The sequence below is a fragment of the Pseudomonas sp. GM60 genome (genome assembly GCF_000282415.1).
GTDB lineage: Bacteria > Pseudomonadota > Gammaproteobacteria > Pseudomonadales > Pseudomonadaceae > Aquipseudomonas > Aquipseudomonas migulae.
The window spans coordinates 115,183-131,441 of record NZ_AKJI01000049.1; the positions used below are offsets into that span (position 1 = coordinate 115,183).

Consider the following 16,259-nt stretch of genomic DNA (forward strand, 5'->3'; position numbering starts at 1 on the left):
ACCCTGATGAACCCTATCGTTCTGGTGCTCAACGGCCCGAACCTGAACTTGCTCGGCACCCGTGAACCGGCAACTTACGGCCACGAAACCCTGGCGGATATCGCAGCGTTGTGCGGCCGGGCCGCCGAAGAGTTCGGCCTGGCGGTGGAGTTTCGCCAGACCAACCATGAAGGCGAACTGCTCGACTGGATTCACGCCGCCCGCGGTCGTTGCGCCGGGATCGTCATCAACCCCGCCGCCTGGACCCACACCTCCGTCGCCATTCGTGACGCCCTGGTCGCCAGCGAATTGCCGGTGATCGAAGTCCACCTGTCCAACGTCCATGCTCGTGAACCTTTCCGCCACCACTCCTTTGTTTCAGCCATTGCCACCGCAGTAATGGCCGGTTTCGGCAGCCACGGCTATCGCCTGGCGCTGGAGCATTTCAGCCTGCGCTTGAAAGGGTGAACGCCGTGACTCAGAACAACGCGGTACTGGCCGGGCTGATCGGCGCCGGCATTCAGGCGTCCCGTACGCCCGCACTGCATGAACATGAAGGCGACGCCCAGGGTGTGCGTTACCTCTACCGCCTGATCGACCTCGATCAGTTGAAACTCGACAGCAGCGCCCTGCCCGACCTGTTGATGGCGGCGGAACGTATGAACTTCACCGGCCTGAACATCACCTTTCCGTGCAAGCAGTCGATCATCCCCCTGCTCGACGAATTGTCGCCGGAAGCCCGCGGTATCGGCGCGGTGAACACGGTGGTGTTGAAGGACGGCAGACGCATCGGCCACAACACCGACTGCCTGGGTTTTGCCGAAGGTTTTCGCCGTGGCTTGCAGGGCGTTGCCCTTGAGCGTGTCGTCCAGATGGGCGCCGGTGGTGCCGGGGCGGCGGTGGCCCACGCGCTATTGAGCGAAGGCGTACAGCGGCTGAGCATTTTCGATGTGGACAACAGTCGCGCTTTGGCGTTGGCGAACAACCTTAATCAGCATTTTGGCACTGGCCGCGCGGTGCCGGGTCATGATCTGCCAAGCACGCTGGCTCAAGCTGACGGTCTGGTAAACACCACGCCCATGGGCATGAAAAAACTGCCTGGCATGCCGGTCCCGGTGGAGTTGCTAAGGCCACAGTTGTGGGTGGCAGAGATCGTGTACTTCCCGCTGGAAACCGAACTGCTGCGCAACGCCCGCGCCTTGGGATGCCGCACACTGGATGGCGGCAACATGGCGGTGTTTCAGGCGGTGAAGGCGTTTGAATTGTTCAGCGGCGTGGTGCCGGATGCGCAGCGAATGCTGGCGCATTTTCAAAGCATGAATAGCTGAAAAGCTTCGTCGGAATGCCGCCCAGACCAAGCCTCGCTCCTACAGATCAACGCAAAACCTGTAGGAGCGAGGCTCGCCCGCGAAGGCGTCAGGCCTGCAGGTATCGCAACACCGACTCGCAAATCATCTCCCGATGACGCTGCTTGATGCTTTCGTCCGGCAGGTCGATCTGAAAAATCTCACCAAACGTATGGCGGTTCGACACGCGATAGAAGCAGAACGAACTGATCAACAGATGCACATCCAAGGGCTCAAGCCCCGCCCGGAACACACCCTCTTCAGCCCCGCGACGCAATATCACGCCAAGTGAATCAAGAATGGTGTTGTTCATCGCCTTGATCGCATCGGAGCGCTTCACGAATTCGGCGTTGTGAATGTTCTCGATGCTGACGATGCGCACGAAATCGACATTGCGATCATGGTGATCGAAGGTGAATTCCACCAACCGCCGAATCGCCTCCACCGGTGCCAGTTCGGCCAGGTGCAGGCGGTTTTCGGTGCTGCGGATATCGCCGTAGAGTTTCTCCAGCACCTCGATGTAGAGCTGTTCCTTACTGCCGAAGTAGTAATAGATCATGCGTTTGGAGGTGTGGATACGCTCGGCGATCGCATCGACGCGAGCGCCGGAAAGCCCCTGCTGGACGAACTCTACAATGGCCTCTTGAAGAATGTTCTCGCGGGTCTTTTCCGGGTTGTTCTTGCGACTCTTGCGTGGCTCGGCCAAGGGTTCGTCGGGCGCTACGGAGAGTTCTGATGTCATTGTCATTGCGGGCTCACGGCCATCACTGCACAGGCTGGCGATTATGAGCCGCACGGCACAGTGAAGGAAGCCGCGCGGCAGCGGTTTAACCTCGCGTTTACGAAATTGCTACAACTTCGCCTGACGAATGGCGCCGCTGCGGGATTTGGCCATCGCCGCCAGCCGCACCGCCACGTTGGCCGCGCCGTAACCGGCATAGCCGTTCTTGCGCTGGATGATTTCAAAGAAGAACCGCCCTTCGAACGGCTCGGTGTAAACGTGGAACAACTCACCGCCCTGGGCATCACGGTCGTAGAGCACGTTGTAATAAGCCAGTTCGCTGAGGAATTCGTCGTCGAAATCGAACCGCGCCGCCAGGTCATCGTAATAGTTGAGCGGGATATCCAGCAGCGGTACGCCCGCCTCCTTGGCCCGACGGACTTCGGCAAAGATATCGTCGCAGTCAAACGCGATGTGATGCACACCGGAGCCGCGATAACTCGACAGCGCGTGTGAGATCGCGGTGTTGCGGTTCTCGGAAATGTTCAGCGGCAAGCGGATCGAACTGTCGCGGCTACGCAGTGCCCGGCTCTTTACCAGACCATACGGATCGGGCAGCACCACTTCGTCATCGGCTTCGAAATCCAGCAGGCTTTTGTAGAACAGCACCCAACTGTCGAGGCTGTCGGCCGGCAGCGCCATGGCCATGTGGTCGATGCGCTTGAGGCCACCGCTGGCCGTTTCCGTCGGTTGCAGATTGAAGTCGGTGCCGTAGACATCGGCGTCCTGGTCCACCAGGTAAATCAGGCTGCCATCCGGCGCGCGCACCGCAGCCAGTTCCAGCTCATTGGGGCCGACCAGTCCGCGATAAGGCTGACCTTTGTAAGCCACGGCCCGGGCCAGCGCGCTGGCGCTGTCATTGACCCGCACCGCAGTGGCGCAAAGCGACGGGCCATGAGCTTCAAAAAAGCTGTGGGCAAACGAATAGGGCTCGGAGTTGAGAATCAGGTTGATGTCGCCCTGACGCATCAGGCTCACGCTTTTTGAACGGTGTTGGCCGGCCTTGACGAAGCCCAGCCGCTCCAGCCAATGAGAAAGCCTGGCGCCGAGGCTTTCGTCCACGGCGAACTCAAGAAATTCGATGCCGTTGTATTCACTGGCCTTCGGCGTCTCGAACAGAATGTCCGGGCTGGCCGCAGGTTTGGTTTCCTGCGCCAGCCGCTCGCGGGTCTTCTCTTCCAGGTACAGCAACGAACGCAAACCATCGGCGGCGTTGGCCCGTGGCGGTGCGGCGCGGAAGCCGTCGTTGAAGATCTCGAGCGACAACGGCCCGGTGTAGCCACTTTTGATGATCGGTGCGAGGAACCCCGGCAAATCGAATTCGCCCTGGCCCGGGAAGCAGCGGAAATGCCGGCTCCACTCCAGCACGTCCATGGCCAGGATCGGCGCGTCAGCCATTTGCACGAAGAAGATTTTCTCGCCGGGAATGTCGGCGATGGCACTCGGATCGCCCTTGAGCGACAACGTGTGGAAACTGTCCAGCAACACGCCCAGACTTGGGTGGTCCGCCTGGCGAACGATGTTCCACACCTGCTGCCAGGTGTTGACGTGTCGGCCCCAGGCCAACGCCTCGTAACCGATTCGCAGACCACGCGCACCGGCGTGCTCGGCCAGCAGGCGCAAGTCGTCGATGAGGATTTGCTCATCACCCACGGAATCGGCGGAAGCGTTGCTGCACACCAGCACCAGGTCAGTGCCCAGTTCCTGCATCAGGTCGAACTTGCGCTCGGCCCGCTCCAGATTGCGCGGCAGGCGGTCGCGGCGGCAGCCTTCGAAATCACGGAACGGTTGAAACAGCGTGATGGCGATCCCGAGATCGGCGCACATCTGTTTAATTTCCCGAGGACTGCCGTCGTAATAGAGCAGGTCGTTCTCGAAAATCTCCACCCCGTCGAAACCGGCGGCGGCAATGGCTTCGAGTTTTTCCGGCAGGGTACCGCTCAAGGACACGGTGGCAATGGAACGCTGCATGTTTCGACTCCCGGTGGTGGAGACCATCTTGTTAGGGGCATTGCACGCATTTTTTGTAGGAGCGAAGCTTGCTCGCGAAGGCAATCTTGAGGACGCCATCGCCAGCAAGCCGGCTCCTACAAGGGACCGCGTTTTTCATGGAGTAAATTATTGGCTGTAGTATCGAGCACAGCAATTCAAAGTGTACTATCCGGTTAGTTTTCCGTGCGATTATCGAACACAATGGCCTTTGGCGAATTGACGATTTTTCGTCCACTGCCCACCATCCACTACACATTGAGTCCGGTCACAACCATCGGTCTCGGTGACCCAAGACTCAGAACACCACATAAAAATAATCGGTGGCCTACATGACTCCTTCTCAAAGCTCTCCCGTGGAGCGTTCCTCCACGACTCCTGCCGTCGGTGGCATCGGCGACAAGATCCGCGGCGCCATGGCCGTCGGCAAGACCCGTTGGGGCATGCTGGCGCTGGTGTTTTTCGCCACCACCCTGAACTACATCGACCGTGCCGCACTGGGCGTGATGCAGCCGATCCTGGCCAAGGAAATGAGCTGGACGGCGATGGACTACGCCAACATCAACTTCTGGTTCCAGGTCGGCTACGCCATCGGTTTCGTGCTGCAAGGCCGCTTGATCGACCGGGTCGGCGTGAAGCGCGTGTTCTTCTGCGCAGTGCTGCTCTGGAGCCTGGCGACCGGCGCCCACGGCCTGGCCACGTCAGCGGTCGGCTTCATGGTTTGCCGCTTTATCCTCGGGCTGACCGAAGCCGCCAACTACCCGGCTTGCGTGAAAACCACGCGGTTGTGGTTCCCGGCCGGCGAGCGTGCCGTGGCCACCGGCATTTTCAACGCCGGCACCAACGTCGGTGCGATGTTCACCCCGATGCTGCTGCCACTGATCCTGCATGTGTGGGGCTGGCAAGCCGCGTTCCTGTGCATGGCGTCGCTGGGCGGTATCTGGCTGCTGTTCTGGGGCCTGAAGTACTTCAACCCGGAAGATCACCCAAGCGTTAAACAATCGGAACTGGACTACATCCAGAAGGAAGTCGAACCGGAACAATCCCGCGTACCGTTCTCCAAAATCCTGCGCATGCGTGGCACCTGGGCCTTCGCCCTCGCCTACTCGATCACCGCGCCGGTGTTCTGGTTCTACCTGTACTGGCTGCCGCCGTTCCTCAATCAGCAATACAACCTGGGGATCAACGTGACCCAGATGGGTATCCCGCTGATCATCATCTACCTCACCGCTGACTTCGGCAGCGTTGGCGGCGGCATCCTGTCCTCGTTCCTGATCGGCCGCGGGATCAACCCGATCAAGGCCCGCCTGATGTCGATGTTCCTGTTCGCCTGCTGCATCATCGGCGTGGTCATGGCCGCCGGTTCGAGCAGCCTGTGGGTGGCGGTGTTTGCGATCTCCCTGGCCATCGGTGCACACCAGGCCTGGACCGCGAACATCTGGAGCCTGGTGATGGACTACACGCCTAAACACATGATGAGTACGGTGTTCGGCTTCGGCGGCATGTGTGCGGCGATCGGCGGGATGTTCATGACCCAGTTGGTCGGCCACATTCTGACCATCACCAACAACAACTACACCGTGCTGTTCACCATCATTCCGGCGATGTACTTCATCGCGCTGACCTGGATGTACTTCATGGCGCCGCGCAAGATTCCTACAGTCGAAAACTGATACACCCCAAACGCAGGCCTGATCCCGGGCCTGCGTTTTTTTATGCGCAGGATTTATGAATGCCCCCTTTTTTCTCAACACCACAGAGACCCACCATGTCCCCAGGTCACTTGAGCATTGCCAAACGCGCCGTGATCAGCTTCGGCGTTATCGCCCTGCTGGTTCTGTTGCAGGGATTGTTCGCCCTCAAACAGGTTGCGCAGGTCCGCGCCACCGGTCAGCACACGGAAAACATCTCCCTGCCGAGCGTTCGCTACCTGGGTGAAATCCGCGACTACGTCCTGAGCATTCGCGTACTCAGCCTGCGCATGGCCCTCAACCGCGACCCCAAAGTGCTCGATGCGACCGTCACACGCCTGCATCAAGTACAAGGCTGGCTGGGCGAGACGCTGGAAAAATTCACCCCGCTGGTCGGTGATTACAACCGGGAGCCGTACGAAAAGTTCGTTGCCACCGTCACCCGTTACCGTCAGGCGTTGGCGCAATACGAAGCGCTGTCGCGGGAGAACCGCAGCGAAGACATGACCGCGTTGCTCAACGGCAAAATCCAGGAGTACTCGACCCAGACCGGTGACCAGTTCGCCGAATTGATGGCCCTTGCCGCCAATGAAGTCAGCCTGTCGGCCAACCAGGCCGACTCGCTTTACAACCAGGTGAAGTTCACCGTGATCGGTGCGCTGATCGCCGTTGCGCTCCTGACCTTGTGCCTGGCCTGGCTGCTGATTCGCAGCATCGTCGTTCCGATCCGTCAGGCTGTCGCCGTAGCCGAGCAAGTCGCCGCCGGTGACTTGAGTAAACCGATCCACAGCCACGGCAGCGATGAAACCGCACGTTTGCTCAAGGCCTTGTCGGCCATGCAAACCAGCCTGCGCGAAACCCTGCAACTGATCAGCGGCACCTCGACGCAATTGGCGGCGGCTGCGCTGCAGATGAATCAGAACACTCGGCAGGATTCCGCTCGACTGCAACAGCAACACAATGAAATCGAACAAGCCGCCACGGCCGTCAACGAGATGACGGTCGCGGTGGAAGAAGTCGCACGTAACGCGGTGTCGACTTCCGACAGCACTCGCCTGTCTACGCAGCAAGCCAACCAGGGCCAGACGCGGGTCATTGAGACACTGGATTCGATTCAGGCGATGAGCAGCAATGCCGGCCTCGCTCTGCAACAGGTGCAAACGCTGGCCGAGCAATCCCGGGAAATCGGCAAGGTGCTGGACGTGATCCGCGCCATCGCCGAACAGACCAACCTGCTCGCGCTCAATGCCGCCATCGAGGCCGCCCGCGCCGGGGAAGCCGGGCGTGGGTTTGCAGTGGTGGCCGATGAAGTACGGGCACTGGCTCATCGCACCCAGCAATCGACCCGCGAAATCGAGCAGATGATTGGCCGGGTGCGGGGCGATACCGACAGCGTGGTGCTGTCGATGCACGACAACAGTCAGCGCGTCGCCGACACCTTGTCGATTGCCGAACAGGCGGGTCTGGCACTGGCAGAAATCACCCGGGCAATGGAACAGATCCATGAACGTAATCTGGTGATCGCCAGCGCGTCAGAGGAACAGGCGCAAGTGGCCCGCGAGGTGGATCGCAATTTGCTGAACATCCGCGACCTGTCGCTGGAAAGTGCCGACGCCTCGACCCGGACCAGCGCCACCAGCCAGGAATTGTCGCAACTGGCGACCGGCCTGCAAAACCTGGTGGTGCGCTTCAGATTCTGACCCTGTTCAGCGACGGCTTTGCTGCCAGGCCGCCGCCAAACCGCTGCAGCAAATCACCGCGATCCCGACCACCGTGGTCAGGGTCGGCGTGTGGGAAAACAGCAACCAGCCGAGCAAACCGGCGAAGACAATCTGGCAATAGCCGAACGGCGCCAACAGCGCAGGGGCGGCGTAGCGGAATGCCTGAGTCAGAAACAAGTGCGCCGTCATCCCGCACGCACCCAGCGCCACCATCATCAATCCATGCCCGAGGCTCGGTACTTGCCAGAAGAACGGCACCAGCGCGCTCATTACCAGGGTGTTGCACAACCCGGCGAAAAAGTTGCTGGTGGTCGGGCTGTCGACGCTGCTGAGCTTGCGGGTGAGCAATTGATAGAAGCAGAAAAACAGCGCCGAACAGAGCGGCAGCAGCACCGCTGGCGTAAACAGATCACCGCCGGGGTGGACGATGATCAATACGCCGATAAATCCGCAAATCACCGCGATCCATTGGCCACGGGTGACGCGCTCACGCAGCAGCGGCACCGACAGCGCAGTCACCAGGACCGGCGCAAGAAAGTTGACCGCGGTGGCTTCGGCCAACGGGATGTACTGCAAGCCGGTGGTGAAAAACAGACTGGTGCCCAACAGGCACAACGCCCTCAGCAACTGCAGCAACGGCCGTTTGGTGCGTAGGACTCGCAGCCCGGATTGCGGCAGAAAAATCCCTGCCATCAACAAGGTGTGAACCACATACCGGGCCCACACCACCATGACAATCGGGTAGAACCCCGAAAGGTATTTCGACAAGGCGTCATGGCTGGAGAAGAGAAAGGTGGCGAAGACGATCAGCAAAATCCCTTTGAAGGGTTGGTTTACGCCGGAGAGCGGGGTGCTGACGGTCATTGGGGATCCTTTTTTACTTCGAAAGTCAAAAGCTTCGTCGGAGTGCCGCCCAGACCGAGCCACGCTCCTACAGGGTTATCCATATTCCTTGTAGGAGCGTGGCTTGCCCGCGAACAGGTGCGCAGCACCTTCTAGATTCTTGCCAACAATTCCCGGGCCTTATCCAGCGCCATCTGCGCCCGTTGCAACCCGCTCACGCCCTGCTCCAACAACTTCACCGTCGGAATCTCCAGGCTTAGCGGAATATCGGCCGGCAAACACTGCAACAACCCCGCCAGATCACAATCGCCATCACCCGGAAAACGTCGCTCGTTGCGGGCCTGACGCAAAATCTCCGCCATGTCCGTCGGACGCGGCCCCGCCACATCGCACAACTGCGCATACCGTAACCGTGACGGGGCGACTTTGGCCAGATCTTCCAGCCGAGAACCTGAGCGGTCGAAATGGAAAGCATCAACCAATACCGCGCCGTTTTCACGATCAGCGTTTTCGACAATGCGCACCGCTTGTTCAAGATTGCGCGCATCAGTCCAGGGCATGAACTCCAGGTGCGGGTGCAGTCCGTAAGGCGCCGCCAGATCACAAAGCCGGGCGAAGTTTTCCGTCAGCCGTTGCTCGTCAGAATCATTACCCGCCACCAGCAATTCACTGGCACCAAACTCCGCACCGACTGCCAGAATTTTCTCGAAGTCGGCGACGACCGTTTCCGGTTTAAGACGCAGGATTTCAACATCCAGCACACGAATACCGGTGTCGCGCAGCCGCGTCAGCGTCTCACGCCGCAAACCGACATCGGCTACCAGCGCAAAGTGATGTTCTTCGGGTGTCGCCGGCTCAAGGCGCAGTCCCACGTGGCTGTACCCGGCACGTGCCGCGACGTCCACCATCTGCGGCGGTGACAACTCCAGTACCGTCAGGCTGGCCAGGGAAAAGATCCGTTCATTCATGTTCATTCCTCGATCACCACGGGGGTGCAGGCGCGACCGGTTTCGGCGGCTTCGCGGATGGCTTCGATCAACGCCAGTGTGCGTGCCGCATCGGCAGCGCTGACCAACGGTTCGACTTCCCGACGCACCACGCGCACGAAATGCTGCAACTGCAAACCCAGGGCTTCATCGGCGCTGACACTTTCCTGCATCGGCAACAAGGGTTGATGCCATCCCCCATCAGCGTCGGCGTAATGCCAGCGCTTGAGTTGCGGAATGCTCAACGCGCCGCCGGTACCGGCCAGCAAGTAACACGGCTGATCCGCCTGACGCGGATACACCGGGTTCTCCCCGGAATCCAGCTCCCAACTCCAGGGCGCCGCCACCGCGTCGGAACCGGTGAGGCTGCCCAGTGCGCCGTTGTCGAATTGCAGCAACACCGCCGCACAATCCTCGTTGGCAAACCCGCGCACGGCATTGCTGGTGATCGCTTGAACCTGCCGCACTTCGCCGCACAGATGGCGCAGCAGATCGAGGTCATGGATCAGGTTGGTCAGCAACATTCCCGCGCCTGGTTCGCGGCGCCACGGCGTTTCGAAATAACTGTCGGGTTTGCGCAATTGCCAGAGCGCCGTCACCGTCGTCAGCCGTCCCAAAGCACCGCTTTGCACCAGTTCGCGGGCGCGGACGATCAGTGGATTGTGCCGACGATGATGGCCGACCAGCACCGGGACGCCGGTGGCTTTCGAGGCAACCACCAACTCGCGCGCCTCATCCAGGTGCACGCCGACCGGTTTTTCCAGCAGGACCGGCACGCCGGCAGCCAGGCAATCGAGCGCGGTGCTGACGTGCAGCGTGTTCGGGTTGGCCACGATGACCGCGTCCGGCTTCACCTGCTCCAGCATCTGACGGTGATCGGAGAAATACCCCACGCCCCATTCGGCGGCGAGGCCTGCCGCTTGCGGGCCAGGATCGGCTACCGCGCACAGGGTCGCGTCCTTCAGGGTGTGCAGATGCCGGTAATGCTGCTGGCCCATGTTGCCGGCACCGATCAGGGCGATGCGAACGGGCGAAGTCATGGTGCGGTCCTCTTGTGATTATTGTTGGTTGACCCTCAACAATTTAGAACCTGGTTCCAGATTCTTACACAAGCGATTCACGAAAGCGTGCGAACAACGCACAACTTTCCGGCGAACAAAGATCCATGTGGGAGCGGGCTTGCTCGCGAATGCGGTGTGTCAGTCGCAGCATTTATGCGCTGATAGACCGCATTCGCGAGCAAGCCCGCTCCCACAGGGTTACCTGTGCGGCGGTGGTTAACTGAAGAATTCTGACGCGAGACTCGCCGCCGACAACTCTTCGGCAAATCTCAACAACAACGGCGCCAACTCATGCAGCCGCGCCCCCGGCATCCGCGCGCTCGGTCCGGCAATGCTCAGCACCCCGATCACTCGCCCATCACTCGGGTGACGCACCACCGCCGCAATCGCCGAAGTGCCCACCGCCGAACTCTCTTCAACCCAGGCGTAGCCCTGCTCTCGCGCCAGACGCAGGCGCTCGAGCAATTCAATGTTGGAGCGCGGCGCGTTCGGCCCGAGGTCTTTTGGCCGCTCGCCGCCCTGGCGTTCCACCAGCGACAACGCTTCGGCATCGCTCATGCAGGCCAGCCACGCATGGCCCGACGCCGTGTAAAACAGTGGCGCATCACGGCCCATATCCGGGTCGTAACGCAGACCGGAGCGGGCACCCTGGGACTTGGCGATCCAGGTTTGACGCTCGCCCTCGATGACCCCGAGGCGCACCAGTTCGCCGGTTTCCTGGGCCAGGCGATCAAGCACTGGCTGCACGATATCGGCGCCGCTTCCCGACAGATAACGAAACCCCATGGCCACCAGTTTGGTCGACAAGTGATAGCGCAGGTTATCCGGATTCTGCCGCACGTAACCCAGCCGAATCAGCTCGGCGAGCAAGCGATGAGTCGCGCTTTTAGGGATGTCCAGTTGCTCTGCCAGCGTCTGCATCGGCAGGCCGCGAGGGTCACTGGTGAGGCTTTCCAGCACGCTGAAAACACGTTCGATCTGACTGCCGGCCATGGAAGGTTCCGCCTGAAATTTGCCCGATTCTAGAAGACAAACCGCCTAATGCGAAATCTGGAACTGCTTGTTCGGTAACCGCCCGTTTTATCGGCTGAGCGGTTGCCGAGCGGATTCATGTCGCTATATTTTCTGGAATCAAATTCTAAAAATATGCACTGGAGTTTTAAACAATGCCTGCCGAATCCCACAGCTCTCCAGACATCGACTGCGATGTATTGGTCGTCGGCTCCGGTGCAGCCGGGTTATCGGCAGCGGTTACCGCTGCATGGCACGGATTGAAAGTCATCGTGGTGGAGAAAGACCCGGTATTCGGCGGAGCCACGGCGTGGTCCGGCGGCTGGGCCTGGGTGCCGTGCAATCCTCTGGCCCGCCGCGCCGGCATCGTCGAAGACGTCGAGTTGCCGCGCACCTATCTCAAGCATGAACTCGGTGAGCGTTACGAACCGGCAATGATCGATGCGTTCCTTGAGGCGGGCCCACGGATGGTCGCCTTTTTCGAACAGCACACCTCGCTGCAATTCGCCGATGGCAATGCCATCGCCGACATACATGGCGATACGCCTGGTGCCGGTACGGGCGGACGTTCGGTGATCGCTGCGCCCTATGACGGGCGAAAAGTCGGCAAGCTGCTGAGGCGTCTTCGCAAAACCATGCGGGAAACTTCGTTCATGGGCATGCCGATCATGGCGGGGGCGGACCTGGCCGCGTTTCTCAACCTGACCCGTTCGGTGCCCGCCGCGTGGCACGTCACCCGGCGCTTCACCCGGCACCTGCTCGACCTCATTGTGCATGGCCGGGCGATGCAACTGGTCAACGGCGTGGCGCTGGTCGCACGCCTGGCAAAATCTGCCGAAGACCTTGGCGTACTGCTCTGGGAATCAGCGCCTGTCAGTGAGTTGCTTCGCGAAGGCGATCAGGTCCGGGGCGCGCTGGTGAGCACCGCCAAGGGCAAGGTCCGCATCCATGCGCGCAAAGCTGTGGTGCTTGCGGCCGGTGGGTTTGCCAATGACATCGAGCGGCGCAAGGCACTGTTCCCGCGCACACCGACCGGCAACGAACACTGGGCGCTGCCCCCCCTCGGCGTGGCCGGTGACGGTTTGCGCCTGGGCGAAAGCGCCGGGGCCCGGGTCAACACCGACATGGCCTCTCCCGTAGCGTGGGCGCCGGTCTCGCAAGTGCCACACAGGGATGGCAGCATCGGTCACTTCCCGCACATCATCGAACGGGGCAAACCGGGGATCATCGGCGTACTGAGCAACGGCCAGCGCTTCGTCAATGAAGCGAACGGCTACTACGACTATGTAACGGCCATGGTTGCCGCTGCGCCTGCCGGCGAAGAGGTTGCCTCCTGGCTGATTTGCACCCATGGTTTTCAACGCCGATATGGGCTGGGCATCTCTCGGCCTTTTCCGGTTCCGTTGTCATCCTTTATCCGCAGCGGCTATCTGAAAACCGGCAACACGATCGAGGAATTGGCCCACGCCTGCGGCATCGACCCAAACGGCTTGCGCAGCACTGTGGCGGACTACAACCAGCATGCGCGCAACGGTGAAGACCCCTTGTTTGGCCGCGGTTCGACGCCTTACAACCGCAAACAGGGTGACGCCTTGCAGCAACCCAACCCGTGCGTCGCCCCCATCGAGCAAGGGCCGTTTTACGCGGTGAAGGTCCAGCCCGGCTGCTTCGGCACCTTCGCCGGGCTCAAGGTCAATCAACACGCCCAGGTCCTCGGCGAATCCGGCCAGGCCATCGCCGGGCTGTACGCCGCGGGCGGCGACATGGCCAGCATCATGGGCGGGCATTACCCCGCCGGCGGCATTAATCTCGGCCCGGCGCTGACGTTCGGCTACATCGCCGCGCGACATATCGCCGGCATCACTGCTTACGAACAGGAGATCGACCATGCAGCGCATCGTTAATGCACAGGGTTTGAACATGCCCAAACTCGGCCTCGGCACCTGGCCGATGCTCGGCGAAGAATGCACACGCGCCGTTGAACAGGCGTTGAAGTTGGGTTATCGGCATATCGACACCGCTGCCGCCTACAACAACGAAGACGCTGTCGGTCAGGCGCTGGTGAACAGTCCTACGCCTCGCGAGCAGATCCACGTCACCACCAAAGTCTGGTGGGATCAACTGCAACCCGATGCCATGCGCCACTCCATGGACCGCAGCCTCAAGGCCTTGCGCAGCGATTACGTTGATCTGTTCATGGTCCACTGGCCGACCACCGATTGGGACCTGCCACGCACGATCGAAACCCTGGTGTCATTCAAGGAGCAAGGCTTGGCGCGCAACATCGGCGTGGCGAATTTTCCGCTGCCGCTGCTGCGCAAAGTCGTCGAAGAACTGGGCGCACCGCTGTCTGCCATTCAGGTCGAATACCACGTGTTGCTCGGACAAAACGCGCTGCTGGACTACGCCCGTCAACATGACCTGGCACTGACGGCCTACTCGCCGCTAGCCCGCAACAAGGTCTCGGACATCCCGCAAATCCAGCAGATCGCCGCCAGACACGGGGCTCTGCCGACACAAGCGGCACTCAAATGGCTGCTTGATCAACCAAACGTTGCGGCGATCCCCAAGGCCAGTAGCGAGGCTAATCAACTGGCCAACCTGGCCTCGCTCGAAGTCCAGCTCGATGACGAAGACCGGGCGTTGATTGCCGGGTTGTCGAAACGCGAACGACTGGTCAGCCCAGACTTCGCTCCGGTGTGGGATGCGTTCGACCGGTAATCACATAACTGCTTTTCGTAGGAGCCGGCTTGTCGGCGATAGCGTCCATAAGATCGCCATCGCCGGCAAGCCGGCTCCTACAAGTCATCGGGCGTTCGCCCTGACGTCATAAAAAACCCATCACCTGACGGAATTCGATGGGCTATCCATGTTCAATACACTCAGTAATGTTCCCGCCCGCATAAAAGCCGGACGACCGGACTGGCGCCGCTCCCACTCACCAGCAACACTCATCCCCACGATAATCAGAGGATTCCCACATGCTATGGAAAAAAGGCCGACGCAGCGACAACGTGGTCGATGCCCGTGGTGATGATGTCGGCGGCGGTGGTGGCGGGATGCGTTTTGGTGGCGGCAAGGGCCTGAGCCTGACCGCGATCATTCTGATTGTCGGGATCGGCTGGATCACCGGCCAGGACCCGTTGCAGATCCTCGGCCAACTCACCGGGCAGATGACCGAGCAATCGGCACCGGCACCGACGCAAACCCGCAAGGCACCGCCAGCCAATGATGAAGGGGCGGAATTCGTACGTTCGATCCTCGGTGACACCGAAGACACCTGGGGCCAGATTTTCCAGCAGGCCGGCCGGCAGTATAAAGATCCTACGCTGGTGCTGTTCAGCAACCGGGTGAACTCGGCGTGCGGCCTGGCCACCTCGGCGACCGGGCCGTTCTATTGCCCAGCAGACCAGAAGGTTTACCTGGACATGAGTTTCTTCCAGGAAATGTCGCAACGCTTTGCCGCTGCGGGTGATTTCGCTCAGGCCTACGTGATCGCTCACGAAGTCGGACACCATGTTCAGACCTTGCTCGGCGTTTCCGCGAAAATTCAGGCAGCCCGTCAGCAAGGCCGGCAAATGGAAGGTGACGGTGGTTTGTTGGTGCGTCAGGAACTGCAAGCGGATTGCCTCGCGGGTGTCTGGGCCAACAATGCACAGCAACGCCTGAACTGGCTGGAGCCGGGCGACATCGAAGAAGCCTTGAATGCCGCCAACGCCATCGGCGACGACCGCTTGCAGCAGCAAGGCCAGGGTCGCGTGGTGCCGGACTCGTTTACCCATGGCACGTCGGCGCAAAGGGTGCGCTGGTTCAAAACCGGATTTGCGCAAGGCCAGGTGGGCCAGTGCGATACCTTTGCGGCGAAAAATCTGTAAATGAAAAAGTGGTTGTTGATGTTGTTGTTTACTTGCACCTGTACCCAGGCTGCCGAGCATGGGGTCAAGGAGATCAGCCCCGGCCGACTCTTGTTGAAAGAAGGTGAGATGGCGGTGGGCATCGGCCCGGCGCCGGCGAAAATCGAACGTGTGCTGATCATCATCCACGGTCGGTTGCGCAATGCTGAAACCTACCGCCAGAGTGCCGAGCGTGCGGCAGAGCAAGCAGGGCAAAGCGCCAACACGTTGGTGATCGCTCCGCAATTTCTCAATGAAACCGACGTGGAACTCCATCCAGTCGCCGACACCGTGTTGCGCTGGCAGGGCAATGACTGGATGGCCGGCGGTTTATCCACCGCTCCGTTTGCGCTGAGTTCCTACGCGGCTCTCGACCAGATCATCGCCCGGCTCGGCGATCGTCGACAGTTTCCGGATGTGAAGGATGTCGTCATCGCGGGCCACTCGGGCGGCGCTCAGGTGGTTCAGCGTTATGCGTTGTTGAGTCACGATCAACCGGAGCTCAAGGCGGCTGGCGTGCACATGCGCTACGTCATCGCCAACCCGTCTTCCTACGCGTATTTCGATGAGCGGCGGCCAGTGGCGTTCAGTCACGCCGGTTGCCCGGCGTTCAACCGCTGGAAGTATGGCCTGTCAGATTTGCCCGCTTACGCCGAAGGACAAACGCCCGCGCAACTGGAGGAAAACTACGTTCAGCGTGACATCGTTTATCTACTGGGGCAGCAGGACATTGATCCGAACCATCCGGCACTGGATAAAAGTTGTGAGGCGAAAGCCCAGGGCGCTAATCGATTGATTCGCGGGCGCAATTATTTTGAGTTTTTGAAGCGCAGCCATCCGCAAGGATTGAATCAGCAATTGATCGAAGTGCCCGGGGTTGGGCATAACGGGGATGGGATGTTTACGTCGCCGGAGGGGCAGAAGGTTTTGTTCGGGCAGTGATGACGCCTTCGCGGGC

General features: G+C 60.5%; 14 protein-coding genes. 8 read left to right on the top strand and 6 right to left on the bottom strand.

Going from position 1 to position 16,259, the window contains the following annotated elements; translation table 11 throughout:
- The first annotated feature begins 6 nt into the window (after window positions 1–6).
- Both aroQ and PMI32_RS15820 read left to right on the top strand, forming a co-directional pair.
- Window positions 7–447 carry a type II 3-dehydroquinate dehydratase gene (aroQ, locus tag PMI32_RS15825; RefSeq protein WP_008028918.1) on the top strand — a complete coding sequence of 147 codons (441 nt, stop codon included), beginning with the start codon at window positions 7–9 and terminating at the stop codon, window positions 445–447.
- Window positions 448–452: 5 nt separating this feature from the next.
- The gene (locus tag PMI32_RS15820; RefSeq protein WP_008028920.1) at window positions 453–1,307 is read left to right on the top strand and encodes a shikimate dehydrogenase; all 855 of its coding nucleotides are present in this window, start codon (window positions 453–455) and stop codon (window positions 1,305–1,307) included.
- Window positions 1,308–1,395: 88 nt separating this feature from the next.
- Here PMI32_RS15820 and PMI32_RS15815 read toward each other — a convergent pair whose 3' ends face one another.
- Window positions 1,396–2,073, bottom strand: a complete 678-nt coding sequence (locus PMI32_RS15815; protein WP_008028922.1) for a TetR/AcrR family transcriptional regulator — start codon at window positions 2,071–2,073, stop codon at window positions 1,396–1,398.
- A 102-nt stretch (window positions 2,074–2,175) separates the two neighbouring features.
- Window positions 2,176–4,077 carry a 3-dehydroshikimate dehydratase QuiC gene (gene quiC / locus PMI32_RS15810; protein ID WP_008028924.1) on the bottom strand — a complete coding sequence of 634 codons (1,902 nt, stop codon included), beginning with the start codon at window positions 4,075–4,077 and terminating at the stop codon, window positions 2,176–2,178.
- 434 nt (window positions 4,078–4,511) lie between these two features.
- On the opposite strand from quiC, the gene PMI32_RS15805 reads away from it, so the two are divergent.
- The gene (locus PMI32_RS15805; protein ID WP_223414472.1) at window positions 4,512–5,768 is read left to right on the top strand and encodes an MFS transporter; all 1,257 of its coding nucleotides are present in this window, start codon (window positions 4,512–4,514) and stop codon (window positions 5,766–5,768) included.
- 95 nt (window positions 5,769–5,863) lie between these two features.
- The gene (locus PMI32_RS15800; protein ID WP_008028928.1) at window positions 5,864–7,486 is read left to right on the top strand and encodes a methyl-accepting chemotaxis protein; all 1,623 of its coding nucleotides are present in this window, start codon (window positions 5,864–5,866) and stop codon (window positions 7,484–7,486) included.
- Window positions 7,487–7,492: 6 nt separating this feature from the next.
- On the opposite strand, the gene PMI32_RS15795 is transcribed toward PMI32_RS15800, so the two are convergent.
- From PMI32_RS15795 to PMI32_RS15780, 4 genes are all read right to left on the bottom strand, one after another.
- Complete coding sequence (locus PMI32_RS15795) at window positions 7,493–8,371, bottom strand: DMT family transporter (protein ID WP_008028930.1); 879 nt, start codon at window positions 8,369–8,371, stop codon at window positions 7,493–7,495.
- A gap of 131 nt (window positions 8,372–8,502) precedes the next feature.
- Window positions 8,503–9,318, bottom strand: coding sequence for a sugar phosphate isomerase/epimerase family protein (locus tag PMI32_RS15790; RefSeq protein ID WP_008028932.1), 816 nt, complete (start codon window positions 9,316–9,318; stop codon window positions 8,503–8,505).
- A 2-nt stretch (window positions 9,319–9,320) separates the two neighbouring features.
- Window positions 9,321–10,376: a Gfo/Idh/MocA family protein gene (locus PMI32_RS15785; RefSeq protein ID WP_008028934.1), complete on the bottom strand. Its 1,056-nt coding sequence runs from the start codon at window positions 10,374–10,376 to the stop codon at window positions 9,321–9,323.
- Window positions 10,377–10,613: 237 nt separating this feature from the next.
- On the bottom strand, window positions 10,614–11,390 hold the full coding sequence (locus tag PMI32_RS15780; RefSeq protein ID WP_008028937.1) for an IclR family transcriptional regulator: 777 nt from the start codon (window positions 11,388–11,390) through the stop codon (window positions 10,614–10,616).
- Window positions 11,391–11,563: 173 nt separating this feature from the next.
- Between PMI32_RS15780 and PMI32_RS15775 the strand changes: the two genes are divergently transcribed.
- From PMI32_RS15775 to PMI32_RS15760, 4 genes are all read left to right on the top strand, one after another.
- Window positions 11,564–13,312, top strand: a complete 1,749-nt coding sequence (locus tag PMI32_RS15775) for an FAD-dependent oxidoreductase (RefSeq protein ID WP_008028938.1) — start codon at window positions 11,564–11,566, stop codon at window positions 13,310–13,312.
- Window positions 13,296–14,129: an aldo/keto reductase gene (locus PMI32_RS15770; RefSeq protein WP_008028941.1), complete on the top strand. Its 834-nt coding sequence runs from the start codon at window positions 13,296–13,298 to the stop codon at window positions 14,127–14,129. Before PMI32_RS15775 ends, PMI32_RS15770 begins: the two co-directional genes overlap by 17 nt.
- A gap of 260 nt (window positions 14,130–14,389) precedes the next feature.
- Window positions 14,390–15,283 (top strand): KPN_02809 family neutral zinc metallopeptidase, encoded by an 894-nt coding sequence (ypfJ, locus tag PMI32_RS15765; protein ID WP_008028943.1) that lies wholly within the window; start codon window positions 14,390–14,392, stop codon window positions 15,281–15,283.
- On the top strand, window positions 15,284–16,243 hold the full coding sequence (locus PMI32_RS15760) for an alpha/beta hydrolase (protein WP_008028945.1): 960 nt from the start codon (window positions 15,284–15,286) through the stop codon (window positions 16,241–16,243). It abuts the gene before it with no gap.
- The last annotated feature ends 16 nt before the right edge of the window (window positions 16,244–16,259 follow it).

Bases quoted from the DNA above. Each gene is read 5' to 3' on its own strand.
- quiC (WP_008028924.1), bottom strand. From the start codon at position 4,077: ATGCAGCGTTCCATTGCCACCGTGTCCTTGAGCGGTACCCTGCCGGAA.
- PMI32_RS15815 (WP_008028922.1), bottom strand. From the start codon at position 2,073: ATGACAATGACATCAGAACTCTCCGTAGCGCCCGACGAACCCTTGGCC.
- PMI32_RS15780 (WP_008028937.1), bottom strand. From the start codon at position 11,390: ATGGCCGGCAGTCAGATCGAACGTGTTTTCAGCGTGCTGGAAAGCCTC.
- PMI32_RS15805 (WP_223414472.1), top strand. From the start codon at position 4,512: ATGGCCGTCGGCAAGACCCGTTGGGGCATGCTGGCGCTGGTGTTTTTC.
- PMI32_RS15785 (WP_008028934.1), bottom strand. From the start codon at position 10,376: ATGACTTCGCCCGTTCGCATCGCCCTGATCGGTGCCGGCAACATGGGC.
- PMI32_RS15800 (WP_008028928.1), top strand. From the start codon at position 5,864: ATGTCCCCAGGTCACTTGAGCATTGCCAAACGCGCCGTGATCAGCTTC.
- aroQ (WP_008028918.1), top strand. From the start codon at position 7: ATGAACCCTATCGTTCTGGTGCTCAACGGCCCGAACCTGAACTTGCTC.
- PMI32_RS15775 (WP_008028938.1), top strand. From the start codon at position 11,564: ATGCCTGCCGAATCCCACAGCTCTCCAGACATCGACTGCGATGTATTG.
- PMI32_RS15795 (WP_008028930.1), bottom strand. From the start codon at position 8,371: ATGACCGTCAGCACCCCGCTCTCCGGCGTAAACCAACCCTTCAAAGGG.
- PMI32_RS15790 (WP_008028932.1), bottom strand. From the start codon at position 9,318: ATGAATGAACGGATCTTTTCCCTGGCCAGCCTGACGGTACTGGAGTTG.
- PMI32_RS15760 (WP_008028945.1), top strand. From the start codon at position 15,284: ATGAAAAAGTGGTTGTTGATGTTGTTGTTTACTTGCACCTGTACCCAG.
- PMI32_RS15770 (WP_008028941.1), top strand. From the start codon at position 13,296: ATGCAGCGCATCGTTAATGCACAGGGTTTGAACATGCCCAAACTCGGC.
- ypfJ (WP_008028943.1), top strand. From the start codon at position 14,390: ATGCTATGGAAAAAAGGCCGACGCAGCGACAACGTGGTCGATGCCCGT.